Source organism: Acidipropionibacterium jensenii (assembly GCF_005890135.1).
In the GTDB taxonomy this organism is placed as follows: Bacteria; Actinomycetota; Actinomycetes; order Propionibacteriales; family Propionibacteriaceae; genus Acidipropionibacterium; species Acidipropionibacterium jensenii.
In genome coordinates this window covers 1,360,584-1,387,301 of record NZ_CP040635.1, presented here as the reverse complement: position 1 = coordinate 1,387,301, position 26,718 = coordinate 1,360,584, and the positions used below count along the sequence as shown (strand labels likewise).

General features: G+C 69.5%; 26 protein-coding genes and 1 pseudogene. 13 read left to right on the top strand and 14 right to left on the bottom strand.

The genetic code is table 11. From position 1 onward, the window contains the following. Window positions 1-28: 28 nt before the first annotated feature. Complete coding sequence (gene ligD / locus FEZ32_RS06075) at window positions 29-982, bottom strand: non-homologous end-joining DNA ligase (protein WP_138680205.1); 954 nt, start codon at window positions 980-982, stop codon at window positions 29-31. Between the two features lie 536 nt (window positions 983-1,518). Between ligD and FEZ32_RS06070 the strand changes: the two genes are divergently transcribed. After that, window positions 1,519-2,700, top strand: a complete 1,182-nt coding sequence (locus FEZ32_RS06070; protein ID WP_138680204.1) for an NAD(P)/FAD-dependent oxidoreductase — start codon at window positions 1,519-1,521, stop codon at window positions 2,698-2,700. Window positions 2,701-2,810: 110 nt separating this feature from the next. On the opposite strand, the gene FEZ32_RS06065 is transcribed toward FEZ32_RS06070, so the two are convergent. Beyond that, on the bottom strand, window positions 2,811-3,611 hold the full coding sequence (locus FEZ32_RS06065; protein WP_138680203.1) for an SDR family NAD(P)-dependent oxidoreductase: 801 nt from the start codon (window positions 3,609-3,611) through the stop codon (window positions 2,811-2,813). A gap of 244 nt (window positions 3,612-3,855) precedes the next feature. Here FEZ32_RS06065 and FEZ32_RS06060 point away from each other — a divergent pair, with 244 nt between their 5' ends. The 5 genes from FEZ32_RS06060 to chaB all read left to right on the top strand — a co-directional run bounded on the left by FEZ32_RS06060 (window position 3,856) and on the right by chaB (window position 6,777). Next, entirely contained in the window at window positions 3,856-4,200 is a 345-nt protein-coding gene (locus FEZ32_RS06060) for a phage holin family protein (protein WP_236082110.1), read from the top strand. Then, window positions 4,187-4,567, top strand: coding sequence for a DUF3618 domain-containing protein (locus FEZ32_RS06055; RefSeq protein WP_138680202.1), 381 nt, complete (start codon window positions 4,187-4,189; stop codon window positions 4,565-4,567). The genes FEZ32_RS06060 and FEZ32_RS06055 overlap by 14 nt, the downstream gene beginning before the upstream one ends. Before the next feature lie 32 nt (window positions 4,568-4,599). Next, entirely contained in the window at window positions 4,600-4,896 is a 297-nt protein-coding gene (locus FEZ32_RS06050) for a DUF4235 domain-containing protein (RefSeq protein ID WP_236082109.1), read from the top strand. Between the two features lie 97 nt (window positions 4,897-4,993). Then, on the top strand, window positions 4,994-6,085 hold the full coding sequence (locus FEZ32_RS06045) for a YihY/virulence factor BrkB family protein (RefSeq protein WP_027587055.1): 1,092 nt from the start codon (window positions 4,994-4,996) through the stop codon (window positions 6,083-6,085). Between the two features lie 461 nt (window positions 6,086-6,546). After that, a complete protein-coding gene (gene chaB / locus FEZ32_RS06040; RefSeq protein ID WP_097827155.1) occupies window positions 6,547-6,777 on the top strand; it encodes a putative cation transport regulator ChaB in 231 nt (76 codons plus the stop codon). 75 nt (window positions 6,778-6,852) lie between these two features. On the opposite strand, the gene FEZ32_RS06035 is transcribed toward chaB, so the two are convergent. After that, window positions 6,853-7,830 carry a hypothetical protein gene (locus tag FEZ32_RS06035; protein ID WP_244938000.1) on the bottom strand — a complete coding sequence of 326 codons (978 nt, stop codon included), beginning with the start codon at window positions 7,828-7,830 and terminating at the stop codon, window positions 6,853-6,855. Between FEZ32_RS06035 and FEZ32_RS06030 the strand changes: the two genes are divergently transcribed. Then, on the top strand, window positions 7,747-8,349 hold the full coding sequence (locus FEZ32_RS06030) for an SIS domain-containing protein (RefSeq protein ID WP_244937963.1): 603 nt from the start codon (window positions 7,747-7,749) through the stop codon (window positions 8,347-8,349). The two genes, FEZ32_RS06035 and FEZ32_RS06030, sit on opposite strands and share 84 nt — an antisense overlap. A 13-nt stretch (window positions 8,350-8,362) precedes the next feature. Beyond that, on the top strand, window positions 8,363-9,700 hold the full coding sequence (locus FEZ32_RS13650) for a hypothetical protein (RefSeq protein WP_217496629.1): 1,338 nt from the start codon (window positions 8,363-8,365) through the stop codon (window positions 9,698-9,700). On the opposite strand, the gene FEZ32_RS13645 is transcribed toward FEZ32_RS13650, so the two are convergent. From FEZ32_RS13645 to FEZ32_RS05980, 8 genes are all read right to left on the bottom strand, one after another. Further along, on the bottom strand, window positions 9,678-9,968 hold the full coding sequence (locus FEZ32_RS13645) for a hypothetical protein (protein WP_138680199.1): 291 nt from the start codon (window positions 9,966-9,968) through the stop codon (window positions 9,678-9,680). The genes FEZ32_RS13650 and FEZ32_RS13645 overlap by 23 nt on opposite strands. 648 nt (window positions 9,969-10,616) lie before the next feature. Further along, window positions 10,617-11,603 carry a Gfo/Idh/MocA family protein gene (locus tag FEZ32_RS06010; protein WP_138680198.1) on the bottom strand — a complete coding sequence of 329 codons (987 nt, stop codon included), beginning with the start codon at window positions 11,601-11,603 and terminating at the stop codon, window positions 10,617-10,619. A 99-nt stretch (window positions 11,604-11,702) separates the two neighbouring features. Continuing rightward, window positions 11,703-12,086, bottom strand: a complete 384-nt coding sequence (gene rbsD / locus FEZ32_RS06005; RefSeq protein WP_028703776.1) for a D-ribose pyranase — start codon at window positions 12,084-12,086, stop codon at window positions 11,703-11,705. After that, window positions 12,083-13,006, bottom strand: coding sequence for a ribokinase (locus FEZ32_RS06000; RefSeq protein ID WP_028703777.1), 924 nt, complete (start codon window positions 13,004-13,006; stop codon window positions 12,083-12,085). Before FEZ32_RS06000 ends, rbsD begins: the two co-directional genes overlap by 4 nt. Next, window positions 13,003-13,929, bottom strand: coding sequence for a substrate-binding domain-containing protein (locus FEZ32_RS05995; RefSeq protein ID WP_414973658.1), 927 nt, complete (start codon window positions 13,927-13,929; stop codon window positions 13,003-13,005). Before FEZ32_RS05995 ends, FEZ32_RS06000 begins: the two co-directional genes overlap by 4 nt. A gap of 101 nt (window positions 13,930-14,030) precedes the next feature. Next, window positions 14,031-15,005, bottom strand: a complete 975-nt coding sequence (locus FEZ32_RS05990; RefSeq protein ID WP_036982392.1) for an ABC transporter permease — start codon at window positions 15,003-15,005, stop codon at window positions 14,031-14,033. Window positions 15,006-15,094: 89 nt separating this feature from the next. Next, complete coding sequence (locus FEZ32_RS05985) at window positions 15,095-16,579, bottom strand: sugar ABC transporter ATP-binding protein (RefSeq protein ID WP_138680874.1); 1,485 nt, start codon at window positions 16,577-16,579, stop codon at window positions 15,095-15,097. 23 nt (window positions 16,580-16,602) lie between these two features. After that, window positions 16,603-17,637, bottom strand: a complete 1,035-nt coding sequence (locus tag FEZ32_RS05980) for a LacI family DNA-binding transcriptional regulator (protein WP_138680197.1) — start codon at window positions 17,635-17,637, stop codon at window positions 16,603-16,605. 314 nt (window positions 17,638-17,951) lie between these two features. On the opposite strand from FEZ32_RS05980, the gene FEZ32_RS05975 reads away from it, so the two are divergent. Beyond that, a complete protein-coding gene (locus FEZ32_RS05975; protein ID WP_138680196.1) occupies window positions 17,952-19,328 on the top strand; it encodes a M20/M25/M40 family metallo-hydrolase in 1,377 nt (458 codons plus the stop codon). A 261-nt stretch (window positions 19,329-19,589) separates the two neighbouring features. Beyond that, a complete protein-coding gene (locus FEZ32_RS05970; protein ID WP_138680195.1) occupies window positions 19,590-20,549 on the top strand; it encodes a septal ring lytic transglycosylase RlpA family protein in 960 nt (319 codons plus the stop codon). Between the two features lie 97 nt (window positions 20,550-20,646). Here FEZ32_RS05970 and FEZ32_RS05965 read toward each other — a convergent pair whose 3' ends face one another. Both FEZ32_RS05965 and FEZ32_RS05960 read right to left on the bottom strand, forming a co-directional pair. After that, window positions 20,647-21,813 (bottom strand): PRC-barrel domain-containing protein, encoded by a 1,167-nt coding sequence (locus FEZ32_RS05965; RefSeq protein ID WP_138680194.1) that lies wholly within the window; start codon window positions 21,811-21,813, stop codon window positions 20,647-20,649. Window positions 21,814-21,998: 185 nt separating this feature from the next. Further along, entirely contained in the window at window positions 21,999-23,165 is a 1,167-nt protein-coding gene (locus FEZ32_RS05960) for a MalY/PatB family protein (protein ID WP_138680193.1), read from the bottom strand. A gap of 188 nt (window positions 23,166-23,353) precedes the next feature. Between FEZ32_RS05960 and FEZ32_RS05955 the strand changes: the two genes are divergently transcribed. Both FEZ32_RS05955 and FEZ32_RS05950 read left to right on the top strand, forming a co-directional pair. Next, a complete protein-coding gene (locus tag FEZ32_RS05955; protein WP_097798201.1) occupies window positions 23,354-23,647 on the top strand; it encodes a type II toxin-antitoxin system VapB family antitoxin in 294 nt (97 codons plus the stop codon). 12 nt (window positions 23,648-23,659) lie between these two features. After that, on the top strand, window positions 23,660-24,241 hold the full coding sequence (locus tag FEZ32_RS05950; protein ID WP_028702104.1) for a LytR C-terminal domain-containing protein: 582 nt from the start codon (window positions 23,660-23,662) through the stop codon (window positions 24,239-24,241). A 9-nt stretch (window positions 24,242-24,250) separates the two neighbouring features. Here the strand turns inward: FEZ32_RS05950 and FEZ32_RS05945 are convergent, their stop codons facing one another. Continuing rightward, window positions 24,251-25,780, bottom strand: coding sequence for a potassium/proton antiporter (locus FEZ32_RS05945; protein WP_175415740.1), 1,530 nt, complete (start codon window positions 25,778-25,780; stop codon window positions 24,251-24,253). Between FEZ32_RS05945 and FEZ32_RS05940 the strand changes: the two are divergent. Next, window positions 25,779-26,546: pseudogene (locus FEZ32_RS05940) on the top strand (ABC transporter ATP-binding protein); the annotation flags it as partial. The gene FEZ32_RS05945 and the pseudogene FEZ32_RS05940 overlap by 2 nt on opposite strands. Between the last annotated feature and the right edge of the window lie 172 nt (window positions 26,547-26,718).

Genomic DNA, 26,718 nt, shown 5'->3' with positions numbered 1-26,718 from the left:
GCACGGCAGCGTCGGCGACCAGGACCTCTCAATCGCGCTTCACCCGATCGATCACCTCCTGCAGCGGATCGGGCTCGCGCAGGCGCTCCAGCGCCTCGATGTGATCCAGCTGGCGAAGCTGCGAGTCCTCGACCTCCTCCCAGCGCCGCGGCACCGCCACCGTGGGGCGCAGTCGGCCTCGCAACGACCACGGCGCCACCGTCGTCTTGTTCGTGTTGTTCTGGCTCCAGTCGATGAAGACCTTTCCGGCCCGCTCCGCCCGGCCCATGGTGGCGACCACGTGGTCGGCGTGTTCGGATTCCAGCGAGCGGGCGAGCTCATGCGCGGAGTCGCTGGCCTTCCGCCAGGTCCACGACCCGTCGAGCGGGGCGTAGATGTGGATGCCCTTGGAGCCGCTGGTGACCGGGACGGCGTCCAGGCCCAGGTCGGCGAGGGCCTCGCGGGCCTGGAGTGCGACCTCTGCGCAGCCGGCCAGTCCGACCCCCTCCCCCGGGTCCAGGTCCAGGACCAGCCGGTCGGGCCGGTGCCGCCGGCCGGTACGGTAGGCGCGCCACTGTGGGGTGTGGATCTCCAGGGTCGCGGTCTGCCCCAGCCAGACGAGCACGGCCGGCTCGTTGACGAGCGGATGCTCATTGGTCTTGCGCACATACTCGATGCTGACGCGGGGCACCCATTCGGGTGTGTCCCGGCCGGTGTTCTTCTGGAAGAACGACTCCCCCGGCTCCTCCGAGGTGCCGACGCCGTTCACCCAGCGTTTGCGGGTGACGGGTCTGTCGTGGGCGTGCGCGATGAGCCGCGGCGCCACCTGCCAGTAGAAGTTGATGACGTCGCGCTTGGTGGTTCCGGTCTGCGGGTACATCACCTTGTCCAGATGAGTGAGTCTGAGTCTGTGCCCGTCGATCTCGACAGTCCTGGATCTCGGCCCCTGCTCCAGCAAGGGCTCACTGTGGTCTGCGGTGTCAGCATCCGATTTCTCGGCCATGACGGCTCCCTGTGCTTGTCAGTCGTTGCCGATGCTCGGCCGGACCGAGGATCGGGCTCGGATCGGTTCCCTGGAGGCTACCCAGCCAGGAGTCACCGCAGGACCGGGACCAAGACAATGAACCGGAAATGATTTGAGTCCCCAAGGCATAGCAGTATGCGTGAATCGCAGCTGGGCACCGCAGATCCAGCGGCGCCGTTCGGCCACGCGTCGAGCAGGAGTGCGATCAACGCCCTCATCCGAAGGTGTTGGCCAGCCGCTCAGGAGGCGCGGAATCTGCGGGCCGAGGAGGCCGCCCCCAGACCCATCTGGACGCCCCTTGAGAGGCCGAGGCGGCCGACGGAGAAGCTGCTCGATCTCGGCAGGAACGCACCGTCATACCTGTCAGATCAGCCCACCGAGCCGGCGCTCGTCCACGTCTTTCCCCGTTCCCGGGATCCAACCGGCTGCTCGGCGAGACGCTGGCACCTCAGGGGCGGTCGGCCCGCACCCCAGCAGCACTATCCGGATCGACAACGACGATTTCAGGAGGACATATGAAGAACTACAAGTATCTGATCATCGGAGGCGGCATGGTCTCCGACGACGCGGCACGCGGCATCCGAGAGCTGGATGACAGCGGCACCATCGGCATTCTCAGCGCCGACGTGGATGCGCCCTACAGCCGACCCGCCCTCACCAAGAAGCTGTGGACCGATCCGAGCTTCAGCTGGGACCAGGTACCGCTGGGCACCCAGGATGCGACCGGGGCGGATCTTGACCTGGAGACCGAGGTGACCTCCATCGACCGCGAGGAGCATCAGGTACGGACCGCCGACGGGCAGACAGTCGGCTACCAGCGACTGCTGCTGGCCACTGGCGTCCACCCCCGGGAGCTCGACCGCGCCGAGGACGACGCCGTCATCTACTTCCGCAGCGCTAGGGACTACCACCGAGTGCGCCATCTGGCGACCCCCGGACGTCGGTTCGTCATCGTGGGCGGCGGGTACATCGGCTCGGAACTGGCCGCGGCGCTCATCGGTCAGCAGTGCGAGGTGACCCTGATCCTCCCCGGCCAGACCCTCGGAGGCTCGATGTTCCCCGCCGACATCGCGGCCGGCTATCAGCGCCTGTTCACCGACGCGGGGGTCAAGATCCTGCCGGGCAGGCAGGCCTCGGTCATCGCCAGGAACGGCCGGACGACGGTCGTGACCCTCAACGACGGCAGCACCCTGGACGCCGACACGGTGATCGCCGGGCTGGGCACCGTGCCCGCCACCGAACTCGCCGAGTCGGCCGATCTGAAGGTCGACGACGGAGTCGTGGTCGACGCCCATCTGAGGACCTCGGACCCCTCCATCTGGGCCGCCGGGGATGTCGCCTGCTACCCGGATGCGATTCTGGGACGCACCAGGGTTGAACACGTCGACAGCGCACGCAAGATGGGGCACGCCGTGGGCCGTTCGATGACAGGAGACCCCGAGCCCTACACCTACACGCCGTACTTCTACTCGGTGGTTTTCGGGGTGGGCTGGCAGGCCGTCGGCACCCTGGACCCGAGCATGGATGTGCTGGAGACCCAGACCGGGGACGGGAAGCCGGTGGCCATCTACCTCAACAGCGCCGGCGAGCCGGTCGGCGTCCTGCTGTGGCAGGCCGAGGGCAGGCTGGACGCCGCCCGGGCGCTGCTGGCCCGCCGCCCGACCGATCGCCAGGAGATCGCCCGGAGCATCCAGTGATCCGCCGCCTGGACACAGCTGCGCAGGCAGCAGGAGGCCGCGAGGTCTGACCGTCCTCAGCTCCACCTCCCCCGGCCGACCCCGGCCTCCGGGATCGTGGGCGCCCCGGCTCAGATGGTGGCGACCGATCCGGAGTCCACCCGGTAGTTCGATCCGTTGACGAAGGAGGCGCGGTCCGAGCACAGGAACGCGATGACGGCGGCGACCTCCTCCGGGGTGCCGCGCCGCTTGAGCTCCATGAAGGGCCGCTCCTCGCCGAGGAAGGAGTCGATGGCCTCATCGCGTGTCACGTCGAGCTGGGCGGCACGGCGCTCCATCATGGCGTCGGTCATCGGTGTGTGGATGAAAGCTGGGGAGACGGCGTTGACCAGCAGGCCCTCGCGGGCGTAGCTGCGCGACAGCCCCTTGGCCAGCGCCAGGATCCCGGCCTTCGCCGCACAGTAGGGCAGTTCGTCATCGTAGGGCTGGACGGCGTCCTCGGAGGCGAGCAGGACGATGCGCCCCCATCCGCCCCGGCGCAGTGCGGGAAGGAACTGCTGGAGGACGCGCACCGGCCCCAGCAGATCGGTGGTGAGGGTGTCGACCCAGCCCTGATCGGAGATCTCGTGGAACTGCCCCTGGGCTCCGGTGATGCCGGCGCTCTGGACCAGGATGTCGATGTCGCCGAAGGAGTCCTCCACGAAGCCGCGGAGCGCCTCCAGCGATTCGATGCTGGTGATATCGGCGGGGTGCCAGATGCAGCGCTCGGGCGGGGCATTGAGCTTCTGGGCGGCGGCGCGCAGCGGTTCCTCCGCCTGGTCGGTGAGCACTACCCGGGCCCCCTCACCGAGCAGTTCCTTGGCGGTGTGCCACCCGATACCTGAATCGGCCCCGGTCAGCAGCGCCGTTCTGCCCGAAATTCCAAGTTCCATGATCCCAGCTCCTCTCATCGACTCCTGACGATTCTCTGGACCCCAGACTGACGCAGTCGCCGACCCAATCAAGCCGGCAACCGGATACCCCACCCCTAAGGGGGTACCGGTTCAGCACAGCGCGTCATATGGTCGACAACAGTGAGCATCAATCGTGCAGCTCTGGACGACGTGAGGGGCGGATCCACTTATGAGTAGTTCCGAGGAATCGATCCCAGAGATTCTGGTGAGGATCCCGGACCAGTTGACAGATCTGATCCGCAGCGAGTTCAAGCTCGCTCGGGCAGAGATGACTGAGACGGCGAAGCGGAGCGGCCAGGCCGCCGGCCTCATGAGCGCCGGGGGATTCCTGGCGGCCTTCGGGTTCGCCGCCCTCCTCGCAACCCTGATTCTCCTCCTCGCCCTGGTCGTACCTGCCTGGGCTGCAGCGGGGATCGTCACCGCGGTGCTGCTCCTCGCGGCCCTGATCGCAGTCCTTGTCGGCCGCAACAGGATCAAGCAAGTCTCCGTCGCCCCGCAGCGAGCAGTCGACAACGTCAAGCAGGACGTCGAGCAGATCAAGGAAGGCGCGCACCATGACAACTCCTGAGTCCCATGATCCGCTCGTGGATCGACCAGACGCCGGCAGCAGCGACGGGCGCAGCGACGATCCCTCCGTGGGCGCGGCCGAGGAACAGGTCAGACGTTCCAGGGATCAACTGCTCGACAGCGTGGAATCGTTGGCGGAGAGGCTGGATGTCAGGAGCAGGGCCCGTCACCGCTTCGAGGAGGCCAAGCAGCGGGTCGACGCCGGTGCCCGTCGCCTCCGCGAGCAGTCGGAGGAGACCTTCACCCATCCGAGCGACCAGGACTCGCGGTTCGGCAGGCCGACCGCCTCCGGGTGGATCGCGCTGGCGCTGGTGGGATCCGCCGCGGCGGTTACGCTGATCCTGACGATCCGAGCGGCCCGTCGGTGAAGCCGTGGTCCAGGAAATCTAAGGAGAGTCCCATGATGGCGAAGAAGAACAGCAACACGTCGGCGAAGATCCTCTACCGTCCGGTCGGCATGGTGAGCAGCATCATCAGCGGCGTCCTCGCCGGAGCGGTGTTCAAGCAGGTCTGGAAGAGGGCCTCCCGCTCCCAGTCCAAGGGCACCCCGGAGGCACTGAAGTCCGAGTTCGGGCTCGGACAGGTACTGATCGCCGCCGCGGTACAGGGAGCGATCTACGCAGGCGTCAAGGCTCTGGTGGATCGTGGCGGGGCCAGGATGTTCCAGCGGGCCACAGGCGAGTGGCCGGGCAAGTGAGCCCGACGGCCAGAGCCGGGCGGGACACCTGCGCCCAGCCGTCCTTGACGGATCGAGCACACGCCGGCACCACGACCCGAAAGGAAACGGTGACGCCATGAGTCGTCGCTCCCCCGACCGCGGTCGCACGGCCGGTACAGATGCTCCCGATCCCGATGACGCCAGAAAGCCCAAGTCACCCACTCAGATCAAGCCGCCGTCATGGCGTTTCGTGGCACGATCGGCGGTCGGCCAGTTCACCGCCGACTCGTGCACCGATCTGGCCGCCGGACTGACCTATCGGACGGTCATGTCGATGTTCCCGGGGCTCATCGCACTGGTGTCGATCCTCAGCCTGTTCGGACAGAGCGGTCAGGCCCTCACCAGTCTGCTGGACCAGCTCAAAGGCGCGGTGCCCTCCTCGACCTGGGACACGGTGAGGCCGGCGCTCGACGCGGTGCTGACCGCCCCGGCCCCCGGGATCGGCCTGATCGTGGGCCTGGCCGTCGCGCTGTGGTCGGCGTCCGGCTACATCAAGGGGTTCAGCCGGGCCATGAACAAGATCTACCAGGTCCCCGAGGGACGAGGCGCCATCAAGTTCAACGCGCAGATGTACGGCCTGACGGCTCTCATCCTGCTGCTGGGCGCAGGTGGACTGATCACCCTCGTGATCTCCGGGCCGGTGGCCGAGGCTATCGGCAGCCTGCTGGGAATCGGCTCGGCCGTGATGACCGCTTGGGGAATCCTCAAGTGGTTCGTGCTGGCATTCATCATCGTCCTCGTCATCGCGCTGCTCTATTACGCGACTCCCAACATCAGACAGCCTAGATTCCGTTGGGTCAGTGTGGGTGCCGTGATCGCGATCCTCGTCTCGCTGGCCGCCTCCGCCGGATTCTTCTTCTACGTGTCGAATTTCGGGAAGTACAACGCCACCTACGGCGCGCTGGCCGGGGTCATCGTCCTGCTGCTGTGGCTCTACATCGTCAACGCCATCCTGCTGCTCGGCGCCGAGATCGACTCGGAACTCGAACGGGCCCGTGAGCTGCAGGCCGGCATGGCCGCGGAATCGGTTCTCCAGCTGCCGCCCCGCGACACCCGCGCCAGTGACAAACAGGCCCGCAAGCACGACCAGCACATCGAGCAGGCACGGGAACTGCGCAGATCCGCGGATCACGCGGACGGGGATGACGACGCCCATACCCCGCGGTGAATGCACTGGCCGGTCAGGTCGGTGGCGGCGTCACATCGGGATCGGAGGGGCCGGTGGCACCGGGGGGATGGGCGGTCCTGGCGGCGCCGGGCTCGGCTCGGGGACCGGCGGGTGCACCGGTTCGGGAGGACCCGGTGGCTCGGTCGGCGGCTGAGGGCCGGGGGGCTCGGGCGGATGCGCCGGCCCGGGACCGGGTGACGGCGTGGGCGGCACCCCTGGATCGGGCACCACGGTCGGATCCGGAACGGTGGGTTCAGGTGCTGGTGGAGCTGCGGCGGCGGGACCTCCGGAAATGCTCCGGGTCGTTGCAAGATAGCTGTGATGCGTCATAGCTGACCTCCTGCCTGAGTTTCGACTCACGGTACCCAGCAACTCGGCCGCATCAAGGAAAGACGCCCTCGAGCCCCCGCAAGGATGCCCGGCAACCGCGCGGCGAGGATTCTCAACAAAGGAGACACAACATGCCCTACGACAGCATCGATGAGCTCCCCGAGGCGGTGCAGAAAGTACTGCCCAAGCATGCCCAGGACATCTACAAGGAGGCCTTCAACAGCGCCTTCCAGCAGTACCGCAGCCCCCAGGACCGGCGTGGCGACGAGTCGCGGGAGCAGGCCGCGCACAAGGTCGCGTGGGCCGCCGTCAAGGACAAGTACACCAAGGGTGACGACGACAGGTGGCACCCGAAGAAGTGACGGCGCTGCGTGCGTGATGGCCGGTCGCCGGACCGTCAGCGGCCGCCGGCCCCTGCACGGACTCGCCGGCCCACCTCACTCATCGACCTTCTCGCAGGCCCGCACCACCCTGGGCGCCTTGCACACCTCGTCGGTGAGCGGCCGCATCTCGTCGATCCGCACCCCGCAGGACACCACATGGGTGCAACTGCGCACCACCTGGCGGGCCTGGAACGGCGTCGGGGAGAAATGCAACCCACCCCCGGTGTCGGCGTCCTCCCAGTCGGGAGCCACCGGCAGACTGCCCGGACGGTAGAAGATCCCCTGACGCACCGCCCAGGCCGTGGTCCAGAAGGTGTCGACGGCCTTGAACACCGTGGCGACGCCGTTGTCGACGGCGACGTGGAACATCTGGCACCAGGTGGTGGGGTCGGCCAGCGTGGAGATTCCGCCGCCGGCACGGTAGACCTGCCCCTCCTGGCCCGGCGCCACGGCATCGGGGGTGACGATCCGGACCCCGCCGTCGGGGGCCAGCCCAGACACCAGACACATCGCATCCTGGCGCAACTCGACCTGTGAGAGCCCGCCGGCCCACACCCGGGAGTCCTCACCTGCCAGCACGCTCGCCTCACCGCTGACCCGGGCGGTCGCTGCGTCGGCGAGCTCCAGGCGGGCATGCCCCCAGGCGGTCACCGATGCCGACCCGCCGGCCACCACATGGGCCCGGCCGGAGGCGTTGACGACGCCGGATCCCAGGACGGTGGCCGACCCGTCGGCGGTGACCACCCCGTCGGGTCCGCTGATCACCGTCGACTCGTCGTGGGCCATCACCATCGCGTCGCTGATCGCCATCCGCGAGCGCCCGTGGAGGTGGACGGTGACCGCGCTGAACAGCGACCCGGCCCCGCGCGGCAGCCGCAGCTCCTCCTCGGGGTCGGAGTCGACGTCCAGCACCGACTCGCCGCGGCCGAGGGCCTCGTCGACACCCAGCTGGACGCCATCCTCGACGCATCCCGGCTGATCTGCGACACCCTGTCGGCCGGCGGCCGGTGGTGGGTCTTCGGCACCGGGCACTCGCACATGATCGCCGAGGAGTTCTACGGCCGGGCCGGCGGACTCACCGACATCCACCCCATCCTCGAACCGGCCCTCATGCTCCACGAGAGCCTCACCAAGAGCACCCTGCTGGAACGCCGGGCCGGCCTGGCGGACGACCTCCTGGAGGTCCACGGCCTGACCCGCGGCGACGTCATCGTCATCGCCTCCAACTCCGGACGCAACGCGGTCCCGGTCGAGATGGCCGAGGGCGCCCAACAGCGCGGCGTCGCCGTGATCGCCATCACCTCGATGGCCCACTCCCGATCGGTCACCTCCCGGGCACCCAGCGGAAAGAAGCTCTTCGAGCTAGCCGACGTCGTCATCGACAACTGCGGAACACCCGGAGACGCCGCCGTCGACGGGGAGCAGGGCGGCGTCGGCGCCACCTCCACCCTCACCGGGGCCCTCATCGCCCAGGCGATCACCGTGGAGGTCGTCGGTCAGATGCGCAGCCGCGGCACACCGGTGGACACCTACACCAGCTTCAACATCTGACCATGATCTGATCATGCGAATCAGCGCCGGCTTCGCCACCACCGCACTGCCCACTCCCCCGCACGGCCTGCTCGCCGGCTACGCGGTGGCAGACCGTCGCACCCGCACCAGCTCTGCACCGCTGACCGCCACCATCGCCCGGTTCCAGGTCCCGCGCACCCCCCTCCGCGCCCACACCCCCGACACCACCCGGCCCATCAACCCCACCAACCCCGACAACCCCACCAACCCCGACGCCGCCCACACGGCGCTCGTGTGGGTCGCCATCGATGCCCTGGCGGTGAGCCGGCCACTGCACTCCGCGATCCGCGCCGCCGTCCGGCAGCAGCTTCCGGGCGCCACCGTCCTGGTGAGCGCCAGCCACACCCACTCGGCACCGGGAGCGTGGTGCGGCACCATTCACCCCCTTCTTCCCGCCGCCCTCGACCTGGCGCAGATCGACGCGGTCGCCCAGCAGATCGGGTCCGCCCTCCCCCAGGTCCGCTCGGTCGACCTGGTCCGCGGCGTCGCGTCGGTCACCGGGGTGGGCAGCAACCGCAACGACCCCGCCCGCCCGGTCTACGCCACGGTCGGCGTCCTGGCGGCCCTGCTCCCCGACGATCACCCCGGTGACCACTCCGCCGGCCCCATCGGCCTGATCGTCGACCACGCCTGTCACCCCACCGTGCTGGGCCCCGACAGCACCGCCTGGTCCCCCGACTGGGTCGCCGGGCTGCGCGACGGCCTGGCAGACTCCCTCGGAGCGGTCCCGGTGCTCTTCCTGCAGGGTGCCGCCGGCGACGTCAGCACCCGGTTCTCCCGCCGCTGCCCCACCACCGCCGAGGCCATCCGCATCGGACGGCGGGTCGCCGCCGGAGCCCTCTCGGCCCTCGAATCGGCCCGTCCGGTGGATCCGGCAGCCGGAATCGGCGGCCACCGTCACGTCCTGGTCCTGAACCGCCGCGACGCCGAGGCCGAACTGCGCACCATCGACCCTCCAGGCAGCACCACCGCGGGCACCGACTCCCAACAACGCGCCCGTCGCCAGGGGCTGGCCGGACTGCGCACCCTGGCGGCGCATCCCGGCCCGCACACCCTCATCGCCCCGGTCCACGACCTGCGGATCGGGTCGGCGCGCTACCTCACCACGCCCTTCGAACTGCCCAACGACTGGGGACGCCGCCTCGCCACCGCCGGCGACCTGAGGGTCATCGGCTACACCGACGACTACCTGGGCTATCTGGCGGACGAGGACGCCCACCGGGCCGGCAGCTACGAGGCGACCAGCTCCTACGCCGACGCCGCCGAGGCCCGACGCCTGCTGTCCGAACTCACCGCCATCGCGACCCTCACCGGCCCGGCCGCCACCTGAGGGCCAGGGCGTGACGCCGGTAGGGCTCGGCGAACAGCAGGTCGTGGTCGACGTCCAGGATGTCGCCGCGCGGCCGCCGGAACTCCCAGCCCCGCAGCCGGCAGCCCTCCTCGAGGAGGTTGCGGAACCGGTCGTTGAGCAGCAGCCGGCCCCTGCAGGCCACCGTCGTGGTCCCCGATCGGATCGCCGCGCTGGCCAGGCTGGCCAGCAGGTCCTCGGCCGCCGTGGAGACGATGCCGCGCGCCACCGGGTCGTCGAGAGCGCACACCGTGGGGCGAAACCGGCGATCCGCGCCACCCGGTCCTCGGCGGCGAGCAGCCGCACCGCGTCTGCCAGCTCCATCCCTCCGCAGAAGATCCTGGCCGCCTCCTCCAGGGCGGTGGCCTCCCCGACGCCGTCGTGTGCCGCGAATCCGGCGCGCAGTGCCTCGCGGCCGATCTGCCAGGCCGATCCCCGGTCCCCCAGATCGGGCCCCCAGCCGTCCACCCGGGTGATGGCACCCTGTCGGGACAGGGCGGTGACGCCGACCCCGGTGCCCACCGTCGCGGCCACCCCGGGCTCTCCGAGCACCGCGGCGTGGGCGGCGGTGTGATCGGTGAACATGGCGATCCGGGCGGCCGGGAACCGCTCGGCGAGGCCGTCGGCCACGGGCCGGGCATCGGCGGGGACGGCCGTGCTCGCCACCACGATCGAGGTGATCTGCCCGCCCGGCACCTGCGCCGCAGCCGATGCGACGGCCTCCCGCACGACTCTGGCCACCCGGGCTGCCCCATCGGGTCGCCCGGCAGTCGACGGATCGATCCCGGGCCCCTCGACCTCGACCGGCGCTGAGCTCGAGCCGGGGAGACCACCGGGAGTCTCGTGCAGTCGCGTCCGGGACCCCGACTTGCCGATGTCGATCGTCACCTCCACGGCGTCACGCCTCCGGCACCAGGGACACCGGCGCCCCGGTAGCCACCGACTCCAGGGCCGCCTCGGCGATCCGCACCGCCTCGACGCCGTCCTCCACCGACACCCGGGGTGCCGGTCCGCCGGTCATCGCGGCGAGGAACTCCCGCAGCTGGGCGGTGTACGGGCTGTAGGGGTCCAGGACGTCGGAGGAATCGTCCTCCAGTGCCGCCCCACCTCCGCCGTCGAGGGAAGAGTGGCGCAACGTCCAGGCGTCGCCGGTGACCGCGTACTCGGTGGAGAAGGTCAGACTCGGCGGCCCCCACACCCCCGAGCACTGCGAGATCGCGCCGCTGGCGTGGGTGAGGATGACATGGCCGACCTCGAGCCGGTGGCCGTGACGGCTGCTGCGGGTCCTCAGCGCCGAGACACTTCGCACCGGTCCGGCGATCAAGCGCGCCTGATCCAGGTCGTGGATCATCTGGTCCATGATCACCCCGCCGGAGGCCTGGAGATCTGCGAACCAGCCGCTGACCGGGAAGGATCCCGAGCGCAGGAATCTCAGCACCGCGAGTCCGCCCGCCTCGCCCCGGTCCACCGCCCGTTTGAGCGCGAGGTACTCGGGGAAGTAGCGCACCACGTGGGCGGGGAACAGCCGGCGGCCGGTGGCGGCCGCGCAGTCGGCCAGTTCCCGGGCGTCGGCGGCGGTGCGGGCCAGCGGCTTCTCGCAGACGACGTCGCAACCCGCCTCCAGAGCGGCCCTCACGATGTCGAGATGGGTCGGCGTGGGGGTGACGACGTCCACCACATCGGAGCGGTCCAGCAGCTCCGCCAGGGAGTCGACGATCTCGAGGGGTACCGGTGCCTCCGAATGTGCGGCGACCAGCGCCTCGGCCCCCGTCCGGCGCAGCACCAGAACCCTGCTGCCAAGCTCCAGCAGGGCGGGGAGGTGGGCCCGGCTGATCCCGCCGGCACCCACCAGGCCGATCACCGGCCGGCCATCACTCATGGTCATGCCTCATCCTCGCAATCCCGGGGCCCGATCGCCCGCGATTCCGGCCCCACGCCGGAGGGATGCTCAGTGGGAACGATCACTGTGATGGCCGGTCCGGCCTCAGAACGGCACCCCGCAGTGCACGATGACATTGGCGAAGGGGGTCGTCTCTCCCGTTCTGACCACGAAGGAGGCGTCGGCCACCTGCCGCTTCAGCTCCTCGTGGGGGACGGTCAGCACCCTGTCGATCCCGCCGCGGACCCACTCCTCGGGTTCGGCGCCCACCGCCTCGCCGGCGATCACCGCGTGATCGACGACGACCTCGGACAGGACGGCCGACAGCACCTCCGCGAATCTCGGAATCCCGAAGACCAGAGCCAGGTCCACGACCGGCACGTCGCGCGGTACGGGCAGCCCGCAGTCCGCGACGACGAAGGTGTCGGTGTGGCCCAACCGTGCGATCGCCGCACACAACTGCGGGTTGAGGAGCCCCTGCCGCTTCATGTCGCTGCAACCTCCTCCGCGGTCGGGTAGGACGCCTGCGCCCCGGGCCGGGTGACCGTCAGCGCGGCGAATCCCGACGCACTGCGGCAGGCCGACTCGAGATCCCCGTCATCGGCGAGCCGGGCGGCCAGGGCTCCCACGAAGGCATCCCCGGCACCGACCGTGTCGACGGCCTCAACCCTCTCCGCCGGAATCGCGCGCACCTGGTCCTCCACGGTCACCAACGAGCCCTTCGACCCCAGGGTCATCACCACCGAGCGGCAGCCCTGTGACATCAGCAGGTCGACGCAGGCCGACGGGTCGGCCTCCAGGGCCTCGGTGTCGGCCCCGGCGTCGAACATCGCCGCCACCAGGGCTCCCTCGTGCTCGTTGACGACCAGCGGGTCGGCCCGCAGGATCAGCTCGGACGGCACCTCGATCACCGGGGCGAGGTTGAGGATGAACCGCCCTCCCGCCGACTCGCAGAGCTCGGATGCCTGCACGATCCCGTCCACCGGAATCTCGCCCTGGCAGACCACCACCCCGGCCCCCTCGATGAGGTCGCGGTGACGCTCCACCGCCGAGGCGTCGACGGTGGCGTTGGCCCCGGGGATGACGATGATTGCGTTCTCCCCGGAGGCGGCCACCATCACGACGGCCACCCCGGTGGGTCCGTCCACCTCGTCGACGGCGCCAAGATCAGGCCCCTGGCTCCTCAGCAGGCGCAGCGCGGCGTCGGAGTTCGGATCGCGGCCGACGGCGCCGACCATCGCGACCCGGCCGCCGGCCCTCACCGCGGCGAGGGCCTGGTTGGCGCCCTTGCCGCCCGGGGTCACGGTGCCGTCACCGCCGAGGACCGTCTCCCCCGGCTGGGGATGACGCTCGACGGTGGCCCGCAGATCGGCGTTCACCGATCCGACGACAACAATGGGCACGCTCACTGGTAGTCCTTCACATTCGACTTCGTGACGGTGACGACCTTCATCGGGGTCGTGGTCGGCACCTTCTTGCCGGCCAGCAGATCCGCGGCCTGGTCAACGGCGGTCTTGCCGAGCAGCGCCGGCTGCTGGGCGATCGAGGCGCCCATCGTTCCGGCCGCCACCGCCTTCAGCCCGTCGGCCGTCCCGTCGAAGCCGATGACCTTCACCGACTTGCCGGCCTTCGATCCGAGAGCAGAGATCGCACCCAGGGCCATCTCGTCGTTCTCGGCGAACAGGCCGGTCACCCCTTGGTGCGCCTGCACCAGGTTGGTGGTCACGTCGAGAGCCTTGGAGCGGTCGAAGTTGGCGGTCTGCTTGGCCACCACCTTGATATTGGGGTACTTGGCGATCTCCTGGGTGAATCCCTTGCCGCGGTCGCGGCTCGCGGAGGTTCCCGGGGTCCCCTGGAGCTGGATGACGTCGCCCTTCTCACCCATGCTGGTGGCGAGCTCCTTGGCCGCCTGGGCGCCGCCGGCGACGTTGTCCGATGCGATGAAGGAGTCCACGGTTCCGCTGGAGGAACTCCGGTCGACGGCGATCACCGGGATCTTGGCCTTGTTGAGGGCCTTGACCGAGGGGGCCACCGCGTCGGAGTCGGTCGGGTTGACGATGACCACCTTCGCCCCGGTCGAGATGGCGTTGGAGATCTGGTTGGCCTGGGTGGCCGCGTCGTCGGAGGCGTCCTGGATCTGGAGGGTGACCCCCTTGGCCTTCGCCTCCGCCTTGGCGCCGTTCACCAGCTGGACGAAGAAGGGGTTGGTCTGGGTGGACACCGCCAGCACGACGGTTCCCTTGTCGGCGCTCGACCCGCTGGCCGCACCCCCGTCGCGGTTGCACCCAGCGAGTCCACCGACCGCCAGGGCTCCCACCATGAGAGCAGCCATGGTCTTCGAGATCTTGTTGAACTGCATTGTTCATTTCCTTTCAGAAGGCATCCGGAACGACTTCCGGTATGCCATTGCAACGGTTGTTACGAGTTCTTCTCTCAGGACTTCTTGTGATTGCGGAACACGTCGAACCCGACGGCGACAGCGATGACGCAGCCGATGACGACCTGCTGCCAGAACGACGACACGTTGAGAATGTTGAGGCCGTTGCGGATGACTGCCAGCAGCACCGCACCGATGAAGGTGCCGCTCGCCTTGCCGGCGCCTCCGGCCAGCGACGCACCGCCGATGACCACCGCGGCGATGGCGTCCATCTCGTAGCTGACCCCCGCCTGGGGCTGGGCCGAGGAGAGCCTGCCGGCCAGCACGAGGCCGGCCAGTGCGGCGAAGACGCCGCTCAGGGCGTACACCGTGACCAGGGTCTTCTTCACCGGCAGGCCCGACAGCCTGGCGGCCTCGGGGTTGCCGCCGATGGCGTAGAGCGATCGGCCGAGCACCGTGCGCGACAGCAGGAACCAGCAGACCAGCCAGGCCAGGGCCATCATGATGATCGGCACCGGAATCGGCCCGATGTCGCCGCCCAGCCAGTTGACCGACTCCGGGGTGGCGATCGGCGTGCCGTCGGAGATCACCAGGGTGAGGCCGCGGGCGATGCTCATCATCGCCAGGGTGGCGATGAAGGCCGGCAGCTTGGCGTAGGCGATCCCCAGCCCGGAGATCGCTCCGGCGACCAGGCCGGCCAGCAGGCCGATGACCAGGGTCAGTGGCCCGGGCAGTCCGGCATTGGAGAACATCCACGCACAGGTCATCGCCGAGAAGGCCACCAGGGACCCGACCGACAGGTCGATCCCGGCGGTGATGATGACGAAGGTCATGCCGAACGCCAGAATGGCGACGACAGCCGTCTGGATGCCGATGTTGATGACATTGGACACCGTGAGAAAGGCCGGCGTGGCGATGAACAGTGCCACGCACAGCACGATGAGGCCCACCAGTGCGCCATGGTTGAGGGCCCAGTGGCCGACACGTCTGGCCGGGGAGACCTTTGCGGGAGCGGCAACGGTGCTGCTCATGATCATTGATTCCTTTCCCCCGAGAAATGAGGAGTGGAGGACGGGTGCGGCTCGGGAACCGGGCCGCGACGATGCGGTGCGGGGGCGTCTCAGTCGAGACTCTTCACGGCCAGGGTCATGACAGAGTCCTCGGTGGCCGAGTCGGCTTCGACGATGCCGGTGAGGCGGCCGTTGGCCATCACCGCGATCCGATCGCTCATCCCGAGGACCTCGGGGAGCTCGCTGGAGACCATCACGACGGCGCCGCCCGAGTCGGTCACCCGATTGATGAGTTGATAGATCTCGACCTTGGCGCCGACGTCGACACCGCGGGTCGGCTCGTCGAGGAGCAGCACCGAGGATCCGGCCAGCACCCAGCGTCCCAGCACCGCCTTCTGCTGGTTGCCGCCGGACAGATCGCCGACGGCCTGGTCGAGGCCTGCCATCCGGATGTGCAGCTTCTCGGCGACCTCGGCCGCCCGCTGCCGCTGACCTCTGCGATCGACGAGACCGGCGCGGGAGGTGGAGCGCAGTGTCGCGTAGCCGATGTTGTCGGCGACGCTGCCGGCCAGCACCAGCCCCTGGGACTTGCGCTCCTCGGGAACCTGACCCACCCCGCGGGAGATGGCGGCGCCGACACTGCCCCGGGGGAGCTTCTCCCCGCGGACCCGCACGGTGCCGGAGTCGTAGGGATCGGCGCCGAAGATCGCCCGGACCACCTCGGAGCGGCCTGCGCCGACCAGCCCGGACAGGCCGAGCACCTCTCCGGCGCGGACCTCGAAGCTGATGTTGTCGAAGTCTCCCCGTCGGGTGAGTCCCTCGACCTCCAGCAGGACCTCCCCCGGTTCGCTGCGGTGCCGCGGGAACTGGTCCTCGATGTCCCGGCCGACCATCAGCCGCACCAGCTCGGGTTCCGGGGTGTCGGCCGGCACCTCCCCGACCGCGACGCCGTCGCGAAGCACGGTGACATCGTCTCCCACCCTCGGTATCTCGTCGAGGTGGTGGGAGATGAAGACCATCGCGACTCCCCGGGCCTTGAGGTCGTCCATCACCGAGAAGAGCTGCCGCGACTCCCTGCGGGTGAGCGCTGCGGTCGGCTCGTCGAGGATGAGTACCCGGGCATCCGTCGACAGGGCTCTGGCGATCTCCACCAGCTGCTGATGGGCCGAGCTCAGTTCGCCCACCAGCTTCTCGGGCGAGACGTTCAGGCCGATCCGCTCGAGGGCGGCCTCGGCTCTGCGTCGCAGGGGTCTCCACTGGACCAGTCCGCCTCGGCTCGGGGTGCGCCCGAGCATGATGTTCTCGGCGACCGACAGCTGTGGGACGAGGTTGAGTTCCTGGTGGATGACGGCGATGCCCTGGGCCTCGGCGGCCTTGACATCGGGGAGCTCGGCGGGATGCCCGTCGATGATCACCGATCCCGAGTCCGGGTGGTAGATCCCCGACATCATCTTGATCAGGGTGGACTTTCCGGCGCCGTTCTCGCCGAGCAGGACGCGGACGCGCCCCGGGACGACGTCGACACTGACATCGTCGATCACCGTCACCGGGCCGAAGCTCTTCGTGACATGGTCGAGTCTCAGGACCGACTGCAATGGTTCGGACATGGCTCCTCCTCTCATGCGGAAGGGATGGGTGATGCGGGTGCGACGGCCGGGGCACGACCGGCCCTCGTCGAGGCCCGGACGATGAGACGGGTGGGAAGACGCCGACTGTCCGGCAGTTCGCCGGCCATCCGTCGGGCGAGCATCTCGACCCCCTGGTCGCCGATCTCCTGGATCGGCTGGTCGACCACCGTCAGTGGTGGGTCGGTGAGGGTGAAGACCGGAAGGTCGTCGAATCCGACGAGGTCGATGTCGACGCCGATCCGCAGTCCCCTGGTGTGGCAGGTCCTCAACGCCCCCATAGACATCAGGGAGTCCGATGCGAAGATCGCGCTGGCTCCCCGGTCGATCAGCAGACCGGCTCCCCGCTCACCGGAGCTCTCCTGGAAGTCGCCGTTGGCGACCAGCTCCTGGTCGACCGGCAGCCTGTGGTTCGCCATCGCGCGGCAGTAGGCCTCGTATCGCTCCCGGCCGGCCGATGAGGACATCGGCCCGGTGATGACGCCGATCCGCCGATGACCGCAGGCCAGCAGGTGGTCCACCGCCTGGCAGACGCCGGCATCCGGGTCGCTGACGATCGAGGGAATCCCGGAGCCCCGCATGTGGCGGTCGAGGAAGACCACCGGGATGCCGTCCTGGACCAGACTGTCGATGGCCCGGTGGGCCTCGCTGATCGGGATCATCGCGACCCCGTCGACCCGTTGCCGGCGGATCACCCCGACATAGCGGTCGAACTGCTCGGCCGACTCATCGGCATTGCACAGCAGGGTTGCCAGGCCCCGGTCCAGGGCGGCCTTCTCCACCACCCGTGCGAGTTCCGCGAAGAAGGGGTTCCTGATGTCGGGGACCAGGACGGCAATGGTGCCGCTGTGCTCGGAGCGCAGTGACCGGGCATGCGCATTGGGCAGGTACCCCAGATCTCGGGCCGCCGCCAGAACTGCCTCCCGGGCGCCCGGCGAGGTCGCCGTGCTGCCGTTGAGGACCCTGGAGACGGTGCCGACGGACACCCCCGCCCGAGCGGCGACGTCCTTGATCGTGGGCTTGCGCATCGCGTCTGCACCGTCCTCAGCGTTGAGTGATGGCCGTCCTGGGGCGGCCCGTCGACACCGTCGGACCGCGTGCTCCGAAGAGGCTTGGAAACGATTACATGGAATCGTTTCCACAAGTGCAACACACGCAACGAGCCCCGTCAAGACCCTGACGGAGATTCCCGCGCAGATCCCATCGGCGGCTCTCGCACCTGCGGACACCCCAGGCCGCCCGGACCCTGATCACCCCCGGGACCACCCCGCTCCGACCGGTAGGGTCGCGGCCAACCATCCAGCACGGCGAAGACCGGTCCAGAACTCATCCAGGAGCGTCCATGCCCACCAGTTACCCCACACCCTCCAGCGACTCCCCGCGCGGACCGGAGGATCTCGCCGGAACCACCCTCGCGCTGCTCCAGGAACTGGTGAGAAACGCCTGCGAGAACGACCTGACCCCCGACTCCGGCCAGGAGATCCGCAACGCCGAGACCCTCGAGGCCTTCTTCGCCGGCACCCCCGTCACAACCCGCCGGATCGAACCCCACCCGGGCCGCGTCTCCCTCATCGTGACGATCGAGGGGACCGACCCGCAGGCCGAACCGCTCACCCTGCTCGGCCACACCGACGTCGTCCCGGTCGACGCCCCGGCATGGTCCAGGGACCCCTTCGGCGCCGAGATCGTCGACGGCCAGATCTGGGGCCGCGGCACCGTCGACATGATGGGCCTGACCGCGGCGATGGCCGTGGTCACCCGCGAGATCGCGACCTCCGGGCGCCCGCACGGCACCCTCACCTTCGCCGCGGTCGCCGACGAGGAGGCCCGCGGCGGCCTGGGCGCCGGCTGGATCACGGCCCACCAGCCCGATGCGTTCGACTGGCGGAACTGCATCTCGGAGTTCGGCGGCTCGCACCTGCAGGCGAGTGACGGGTCGGACGCCGTCGTGGTGGCGGTCGGCGAGAAGGGAGCCGCCCAGCGACGCCTCACCGTCCACACCCAGCCCGGCCACGGCTCGATGCCCTGGCGCAAGACCTCGGCGGTCCAGAAGATCGCCGAGGTGGCCACCCGGCTGGCACAGATGCCGCTGCCCTCGGCCCACGACGACCTCTGGCGCCACTTCGTGAGCTTCTTCCGCTTCGACCCGGCCACCGAGCAGGCCCTGCTGAGCGGCGCCTCCGACGAGGTCTACGAGGCCTTCGGGGATCTGGCCCCTTACGCCCACGCGGTCTCCCACCTCACGGTCGCCGAGACCGTCGTCGGCGCCGGCAAGGCGATCAACGTCATCCCGGGCACCGCGAGCCTGGAGCTGGACATCCGGACCCTCCCCGGACAGACCGACGACGACGTCGACCAGACTCTGCGCGCCGCCCTCGGCGATCTCGCCGAGGAGGTGGAGATCGAGCGCCTGATCAGCGCCGAGGCCACCGTCAGCCCGACCGACACCCCGCTCTACACCGCCATCGAGGAGACCATCAAGGAGTTCTTCCCCGACTCCGCGGTGGTCCCCGTGATCGGCTCGGGCGGTTCCGACATGCAGTTCACCCGCCCGCTCGGCGGCCTCGGCTACGGGTTCTCCCTCTACCACCGCGAGAGCACCCTGGGCCAGATGCTGCGGCGCTGGCACGCGACCGACGAGCACCTGTCGGTCGCCGATCTCGAGCTCACCGTCACCGCCCTCCATCGCCTGGTGACGCGATTCGTCGGATCCCACTGACCACCGCTCTCGCTGACAGACGATCTCGACCCGGCTGTGAAGTCTGAAGCGGTAATGAGATCCGACCGACCGAAAGCACTGTCACCCTGCCCTGACAAGCCCTCGCGACGTCCTCAGGACGCCGTCAGACGGCCATCGGGCGGCCGTCCACGGGGCGCCCGGGGAGCGAAAGTTCCGACAAAAAGTTGAGAATCTCTCAGACTGTCCTTATTGTCGGGTTGTCGCCGGGCCTCCGTTGGCCCCCAGCGGAAGGAACTCGACATGATCAACACTCAGACCTCGGGCCACAGTCGGTCCCTGCGCCGCATCGTTGCCATCAGTGCAGCCACCGGCGTCGCCGTCATGGGATCGGTTGGGGAACAGGCTCACGCCGCTCCCGCGCAGCCCACCAAGGTGGCCAGCGCCCCCAAGCCGGTCGCAGCCCCGAAGGCCGCCGTCGCACCGAAGCCCGCCGGCCAGGCCGGCAAGCTCGTCTACGCGACCGCCACCGTCAACGTGCGCGCCAGGGCCACCACCTCCAGCGCCAAGATCGGACTGCTGCCCCGCGCCGGGCACGTCAAGGCCCTGTCCGCCTCCCGCGGCGGCTGGACCAAGGTGCTCTACAAGGGCAAGGTCGGCTACATCTCCAGCAGCTACCTCAGCCACGGCAAGGTGGCGGCCGCCAAGCCGACCGCCTCCCGCAGCGGCGGCCGCATCGTCTACGCCAAGACCACCGTGACCGTGCGGTCGCGGGCCACTACCTCCAGCGCCAAGATCGGGATGCTGCCCCAGGCCGGGCACGTCAAGGCACTGTCCGCCTCCCGCGGCGGCTGGACCAAGGTGCTCTACAAGGGCAAGACCGGCTACATCTCCAGTGGCTACCTCAGCTACTCCAAGGTCGCCGCCCCCGCCCGCAACTCCACCGCCTCGCGTTCGGCCAGCCGCGTCACCACGACCGGCTCGCTGGGCACCTGCAAGGCCTCGTTCTACGGCTACGGCTACCAGACCGCCAACGGCGAGCGCTTCAGCGCCTCCGCGATGACCGCCGCCCACAAGACCATGCGGTTCGGCACCCGCCTCAAGGTCACCAACAAGGCCAACGGCAAGTCCGTCATCGTGCGCGTCAACGACCGCGGGCCCTACATCTCCGGACGCTGCCTGGACCTCACCACCGGCGCCTTCTCCAAGATCGCCAGCACCGGCTCGGGAGTTGTCACCGTCAGCTACCAGCAGGTCGGCTGATCCGGTCCCGCTGAGGCTCCGGCTCGCTCCGGAGCACACGGCTCACCACGCAGAAGGGGGCCCGCCGATAATTCGGCGGGCCCCCTTCTTCTGCGTCTCAGTCCTCCGGGTCGCCCGAGTCCTCGGGCGTCGCCTGGGCCGCCGGGGCCGGCGCCGGGACGGTCCGTAGCTCGTGGATGACGCCGTCGGCGTCCTCGTAGCAGACCACCTCGCGGCGCACCGGAACCTGGACGGTGACCATCTCGGTGATGACGTACTTGCGCAGCTTCGCACCGGCGGGCAGCACGACGTCGCCAAGCTCGTCCGGCTCGGGAACGGCCCGCACCCCTTCGGGGTCGGCCTTGTCCACATCGCCCGGGTCGACGATGAGGGCGTCGAGCGGATCCACCTCATCGGCCTGGGAGGAGGCGTCCTCGCTCACCGCGGCACCGGTCATCCCGGCCACTCCGGCGACCGCGGCCGTCTCGGCCACATCGGCCGGCTCGACGGACTCCTCGGGTGCCTGCTCCGCCTCATCGGCGGGCTCGACGACATCCTCGGACTCGACCTGGTCGGCCGTCTCCTCGGCGTCCTGGTCGGCGGCGCTGTCGATCCCCGCCGTCTCCTCGGCCGACTCATCGCCAGCAGCCTCGACGGGCTGGACGTCGTCCGGGCCGTCGAGCACCGCGGCCTCCTCGGCCGGCAGCTCGTCGGTGGTCGACTCGGGAGCGGCGGGATCCTGGGACTCGTCGATCTCCTCGATCGAGCGGAACTCGTTCTCGTCGTCGGGCTCCTCGGCGGGAGCCTCCTGGCCGCCCAGCACGGGCTCGTCCAGGGCCGCCGGGTTCTCCTCGTCGGACGGCCTCTGGTAGGCCTCGTCCTCCTCGTCGGACTGCGCGTGGCTCGGGGTGACATCGTCACCGGCAGCCGCTTCGTCATGCTCCCCGGTGCCCGCCGAGGACCTGCGCGGCGGCCGGATCCCGTAGTAGCGGTACAGCGAGGTCTCCTGCTCCAGGGACAGGTCCTCGGCGTCCACCGCCGAGGGGGCGGCGTCGACGACATCCTTGGAGAACGGAATGGTCACGGTGTGCGCATCCAGGTCGGCTCCGCTGACCGGGATGTAGCACTCCCGATCCCCGTTGCGCACGGTGAGGAAGGTCGGGGCGCCGGTCACATCGTCGGCAAAGATCTGCTCGACGGTGCCGACACTCTCCCCATCGGGTCCTACCACCGGAACATCGAAGAGCTCCTGAACGCTCTGCGGATCCATGGATCTGATGTCCATACGAGCTTGCCTCTCCTCGGGGGCCGGAGCGGGAAGTCAGTCACTCCGCACCACATGTGTGCCCACCGTTGCACGGATGGGCGATTCAGTCGAGCCTCCGCGCCGGGCGCGCCGCCATGGGACCGGCCCTGAGCGGCCGGTCCCCACGCGCCGCCAGCACGGCCGAAGGCCTCTCACCGGGAACGTTACCGGGAGCGGTGGGTGATCGCCTCGACCATCCGTCCGGTCGCCTCGATGAGGAGGGGACGAGGGGTCGCCAGGTTGATCCTGGCGTGCCCGGCCCCGCCGGGGCCGAAGGTCGGACCGTCGTTGAGTCGGATCCGCGCGTGCTCGAGCAGCCAGCTGCCGGCATGATCGGGCAGCCCGGCGTCGCGCAGGTCGAGCCAGCCCAGGTAGGTCCCCTGGGGCACCGTGAAGTGCACCTCGGGCAGCCGGCTGGCCAGTGCGTCGTGCAACCACACGGCATTGGCACGGATGTAGGCGTTGGCCGCGTCGAGCCAGGGCTGACCCGAGGTGAAGGCCGCCAGGTTGGCGGCCAGCCCGACCGTGGTGGCCCCCTCGGACTCCAGCTCGTGGACCCCCTTGACCCAGGCGCGGCGGGTCTCGTCGGTGAAGAAGGTGATGAAGGCGGTCTTGAGGCCGGCCAGGTTCCACGACTTGGACGCCGAGGACACGTTCACCGAGCGCTTCGCGGCGAGCTCACAGACCGATGCGAAGGCCACATTGTGGCCCTCGGGGACCAACGGCCCGTGGATCTCGTCGGAGATGATGAAGGCGTCGTACTTCTCGGCCAGCTCGGCCAGCGGACGCAGCTCATCGGCGGTGAAGACCCGGCCCAGCGGGTTGTAGGGCTGGCTGAGGATCATCGAACGGGCCCCCTGGGCGAAGGCAGCCTCGATCCCGTCGAGGTCCAGGGTCGCCAGGCCGTCGGGCCCGGTGACCATCGGCACCGAGACGATCTCGCGGTGCTCCAGTCCTGGCACCTCCCAGAACGGCATGTAGGCTGGTGTCGGCAGCACCACCGGGGACCCCTCCGGGGAGTAGGTGCGGATCGCCAGCCTCACCCCGGTGAGCACGTCGGGCAGCAGCGCGACCTTGTCCGGGTCGACGTCCAGCCCCTCATGGCGGCCGGCCCATGCGGCCCAGGCCTCCTTGAGACCGTTGTTGCGCGGATACCCGTAGGCCTGCTTGGTGACGACGTCCTGGATCGCCGCCTGCACCGGAGGGGCAACCGGGAAGTCCATCTCCGCCACCCACAGCGGAATGACGTCCTCGTCCACGTCCTTCCAGCGGCCGGTGCCACGGGCACGCAGCCACTCGGGGGTGGGGCTATCGAAGTCGAACTGGGTCATCGTCTTCCTTTCCAGAGGCGCGGGAGGTCCCGGTGCGCGGCACAAACGCTACGCCCGGGATCGGGGTCGCGGCGCACCCCACGACGCGGTGGACAAACGGCGTCATCGCCCCGGGCGGCGTCTCCCGATCGCTCGACTCACCCGACCGTTGGAGGTTGCATGTCCTCGGCAACCGGTAGGATCGCTGCGTGATCTTCAAACGAGTCGGCGACTCTCGCCCCTACCCCGACCACGGGTACGTGCAGAAGCAGTGGTCCGAGATCCCGCCTGTCCAGGTGCGTCTCGACCAGCTCGTCACGACGAAGAGCACCCTGGATCTGGGAAACCTTCTCGAGGACGACTCCACCTTCTACGGTGATCTCTTCGCCCATGTCGTGGCATGGCGCGGCGAGCTCTACCTGGAGGACGGCCTGCACCGTGCTCTGCGCGCCGCTCTGCAGCAGCGTCAGACGGTCCACGCCCGGGTTCTTGAGCTGCGCTGACCCAGAGCCTCCATGACCTCCGAATCCACTCGACGCTATCTTCGGATCGCCGCCACCCCCATCACCCTGCTGCTGCTGCTCGCACTGGTCGGGGTGGCCTTCTTCTTCGGTTGGAAGGGGTTGACGGCGCCGATGCCCGGGGATGTGGTGCCTCCCTGCGTGCCCACCGATGTCGGCAAGACCCTCACCACCAAGTCGGTGAGCGTCAACGTCATCAATGGCGGGTACACCCGCGGTCTGGCCGGTGACGTCGGCAAGCAGCTCACCGCCAAGGGATTCAACGTCACCGACGTCGGCAACACCGAGGACCGCGTCAAGCAGACCGTCATCGTCGGAGTCGCCAAGGACTCCCCCGAGGTGAAGCTCGTGGCGGCCTTCTTCCCGAAGTCGGCCATCCAGGAGGACGCCACCAAGGTCGACCACTCGGTGACCGTGAAGGTCGGCACCACCTACGGCGGATTCAACGCCAAGGCGCCCACCTCGCTGCCGGTCACCGGCCCGGTCTGCCTGCCGGCCCCCAGCGCCAGCCCGACGCCGACGCCGGGATCGCCCTCACCGTCGACCCCCTCGGCCTCCCCGTCGGCTACCAGCTGAGGCCCCGGATCACTCCTCGGCGGTGATCCTCAGCCCGTGCCAACGGGCCAGTCGGCCGCCCCGGCCGATCTCGGTGAGCCTCTCCTGGACCTGACGACGATGCCTCTCCGGAGTCACCAGGAGCAGCTCGTCCCCGGGCGACAGGGCGGTGGAGGCCCGCGGCACGAAGGACTCCTCGCTGCGGATGATGAGCGAGATGAAGGCATTGCGGGGCAGCCGCAGCTCCCTGACCGTCACCCCGACCAGGTGGGAGTCCTGGGGGACGTTGACCTGCAGCAGCACGGCGTCGATCTGGTCCAGCGGCGCGACCTCGATGTCGACGTCCTTGGCGGCGTCCGGATCCACCAGTCCCAGCAGCCGTCCCACCCAGGGCAGGGTCGGTCCCTGGAGGCTGGTGAACACCACCACGAACACCAGGACAATGTCGAAGACGTGCTGGGCCTCGTCGATCCTGGCGGCCATCGGGATGGTGGCCAGAATGATCGGCACCGCCCCGCGCAGCCCCGCCCATGACAGGAAGGCCTGGTGGCGCCAGGGGATCCGGAACGGCGTCGCGCACACGATCACCGAGACGGTGCGCGCCACGAAGGTGAGGAAGACCCCGGCGACCGTGCCCTGGATCACCTCGGCCCAGCTGAGACGGTCCAGGTCGGCCAGCAGGCCGAGCATCACGAACAGTCCGATCTGGGCCATCCAGCCGACCCCCTCGGCGAAGGACTCGGTGGCGTGCCGGTAGGGCAGGTCGCCGTTGCCGACCACCACGGAGGCGACGTAGACCGCGGCGAAGCCGGAGACCCCGATCCACACCCCCAGGCCGTAGGCGAGCACCCCCCAGGACAGTGCGGCCAGGGCGTACAGACCCGAGGAGGGCAGGATGGCCCGCCGGGTGATCCGCACCGCGACCCAGCCCACCGCCAGTCCCAGAAGGATGCCGCCGACCCACTCGTAGACCACCGAGCCGATCAGCCCGGGGATCCCACCGTGGGGCTGGTGGCCGCCGATCATCGCGGTCATGGCGATCACCACGAGAACGGTCGGGGCGTCGTTGAGACCGGACTCGGCCTCCAGCACCGATCTCACCCGGGAGGGCACCGGAACCCCCCGCAGCACGGAGAAGACGGCCGCCGAGTCGGTGGGCGCGGTGACCGCGCCGAGCAGGATCGCGACATTCCACGGCAGCCCGATGACGAAGTGACCGAAGACCGCCATCAGGCCGATCGAGACGCCGACGCCGACCGTCGCCAGCAGGCTGGAGACCGCGAGCGCCGGTTTGATCGAGGTCCACTTCGTACTCAGGCCGCCCTCGGCCAGGATCAGCACCAGGGCGGCGAATCCCAGGCCATGGGCCATCGCCGCGTCGTTGAACTGGATGCCGAACCCGACCGGGCCCAGCATCATCCCGACCAGCAGGAAGAGCAGCAGGGCCGGAAGCCCGAGCCGAGAGCTGATTCGTGCCGCGAAGACCGCCAGTAGTGCGACCGCCGCCCCGATCAGGAGGTCGAGATCGAATATCGGCACGGTGTTATTCTGCCACCTCATGATCTGTTTCAACGATGTCGTCAAGGTCTACGACAACGGCACCCGGGCGGTCGACGGGCTGAGTCTGACGGCCCCGACCGGGCAGATCACGGTCCTGGTGGGGCCCTCCGGATGCGGAAAGACCACCTCGCTGAGAATGATCAACCGGATGGTGAGGCCGACCTCGGGATCCATCCAGATCGACGGCGAGGACGTCTCCACCCTCGATCCCACCGACCTGCGACGTCGAATGGGATATGTCATCCAGAGCGGCGGCCTGTTCCCCCACCGGACCGTTCTCGACAACATCACCACCGTCCCCCGGCTGCTCGGCACCGGCCGCCGGCAGGCCCGCGGCGACGCCCTGGAGCTGCTGGAGCGGGTCGGACTGGACGCCTCGCTGGCCCGGCGCTACCCCCGGCAGCTGTCGGGAGGCCAGCAGCAGCGCGTCGGCGTCGCCCGGGCGCTGGCCGCCGACCCGCCGGTGATGCTGATGGACGAGCCGTTCAGCGCGGTGGACCCGCAGGTCCGCGAACAGCTGCAGGACGAGTTCCTGCACCTCCAGGCAGATCTCGGCAAGACCATCGTGCTGGTCACCCATGACATCGACGAGGCGATCCGGCTCGGTGACCAGATCGCGGTGCTGAGGGTGGGCGGCACCCTGGCCCAGCAGGACTCCCCCGACCGGCTGCTGGCCGGCCCCTCCGACGACTTCGTGGCCGCCTTCCTGGGCCACGACCGCGGCTACCGAGGGCTCGCCTTCGCCCCGGCCCCCGACCTGCCGACCCACCAGGAGTCGACCGTGACGCTGGGAGCGCCCCACGACGGCGCCGTGACGGCGGCCGGCGGGGACCCCTGGCTGCTGGTGGTCGACGACGCCGCCTCCCCGCTGGGCTGGATCCGGCCCGCGGAGACCGGCGCCCGGGTCGACAGGAACGACCTCCACCTGGGCGGCACCC

Bases quoted from the DNA above. Each gene is read 5' to 3' on its own strand.
- ligD (WP_138680205.1), bottom strand. From the start codon at position 982: ATGGCCGAGAAATCGGATGCTGACACCGCAGACCACAGTGAGCCCTTG.
- FEZ32_RS06070 (WP_138680204.1), top strand. From the start codon at position 1,519: ATGAAGAACTACAAGTATCTGATCATCGGAGGCGGCATGGTCTCCGAC.
- FEZ32_RS06065 (WP_138680203.1), bottom strand. From the start codon at position 3,611: ATGGAACTTGGAATTTCGGGCAGAACGGCGCTGCTGACCGGGGCCGAT.
- FEZ32_RS06055 (WP_138680202.1), top strand. From the start codon at position 4,187: ATGACAACTCCTGAGTCCCATGATCCGCTCGTGGATCGACCAGACGCC.
- FEZ32_RS06050 (WP_236082109.1), top strand. From the start codon at position 4,600: ATGATGGCGAAGAAGAACAGCAACACGTCGGCGAAGATCCTCTACCGT.
- FEZ32_RS06045 (WP_027587055.1), top strand. From the start codon at position 4,994: ATGAGTCGTCGCTCCCCCGACCGCGGTCGCACGGCCGGTACAGATGCT.
- chaB (WP_097827155.1), top strand. From the start codon at position 6,547: ATGCCCTACGACAGCATCGATGAGCTCCCCGAGGCGGTGCAGAAAGTA.
- FEZ32_RS13650 (WP_217496629.1), top strand. From the start codon at position 8,363: ATGCGAATCAGCGCCGGCTTCGCCACCACCGCACTGCCCACTCCCCCG.
- FEZ32_RS06010 (WP_138680198.1), bottom strand. From the start codon at position 11,603: ATGACCATGAGTGATGGCCGGCCGGTGATCGGCCTGGTGGGTGCCGGC.
- rbsD (WP_028703776.1), bottom strand. From the start codon at position 12,086: ATGAAGCGGCAGGGGCTCCTCAACCCGCAGTTGTGTGCGGCGATCGCA.
- FEZ32_RS05995 (WP_414973658.1), bottom strand. From the start codon at position 13,929: ATGGCTGCTCTCATGGTGGGAGCCCTGGCGGTCGGTGGACTCGCTGGG.
- FEZ32_RS05990 (WP_036982392.1), bottom strand. From the start codon at position 15,005: ATGAGCAGCACCGTTGCCGCTCCCGCAAAGGTCTCCCCGGCCAGACGT.
- FEZ32_RS05980 (WP_138680197.1), bottom strand. From the start codon at position 17,637: ATGCGCAAGCCCACGATCAAGGACGTCGCCGCTCGGGCGGGGGTGTCC.
- FEZ32_RS05975 (WP_138680196.1), top strand. From the start codon at position 17,952: ATGCCCACCAGTTACCCCACACCCTCCAGCGACTCCCCGCGCGGACCG.
- FEZ32_RS05970 (WP_138680195.1), top strand. From the start codon at position 19,590: ATGATCAACACTCAGACCTCGGGCCACAGTCGGTCCCTGCGCCGCATC.
- FEZ32_RS05965 (WP_138680194.1), bottom strand. From the start codon at position 21,813: ATGGACATCAGATCCATGGATCCGCAGAGCGTTCAGGAGCTCTTCGAT.
- FEZ32_RS05960 (WP_138680193.1), bottom strand. From the start codon at position 23,165: ATGACCCAGTTCGACTTCGATAGCCCCACCCCCGAGTGGCTGCGTGCC.
- FEZ32_RS05950 (WP_028702104.1), top strand. From the start codon at position 23,660: ATGACCTCCGAATCCACTCGACGCTATCTTCGGATCGCCGCCACCCCC.
- FEZ32_RS05945 (WP_175415740.1), bottom strand. From the start codon at position 25,780: ATGAGGTGGCAGAATAACACCGTGCCGATATTCGATCTCGACCTCCTG.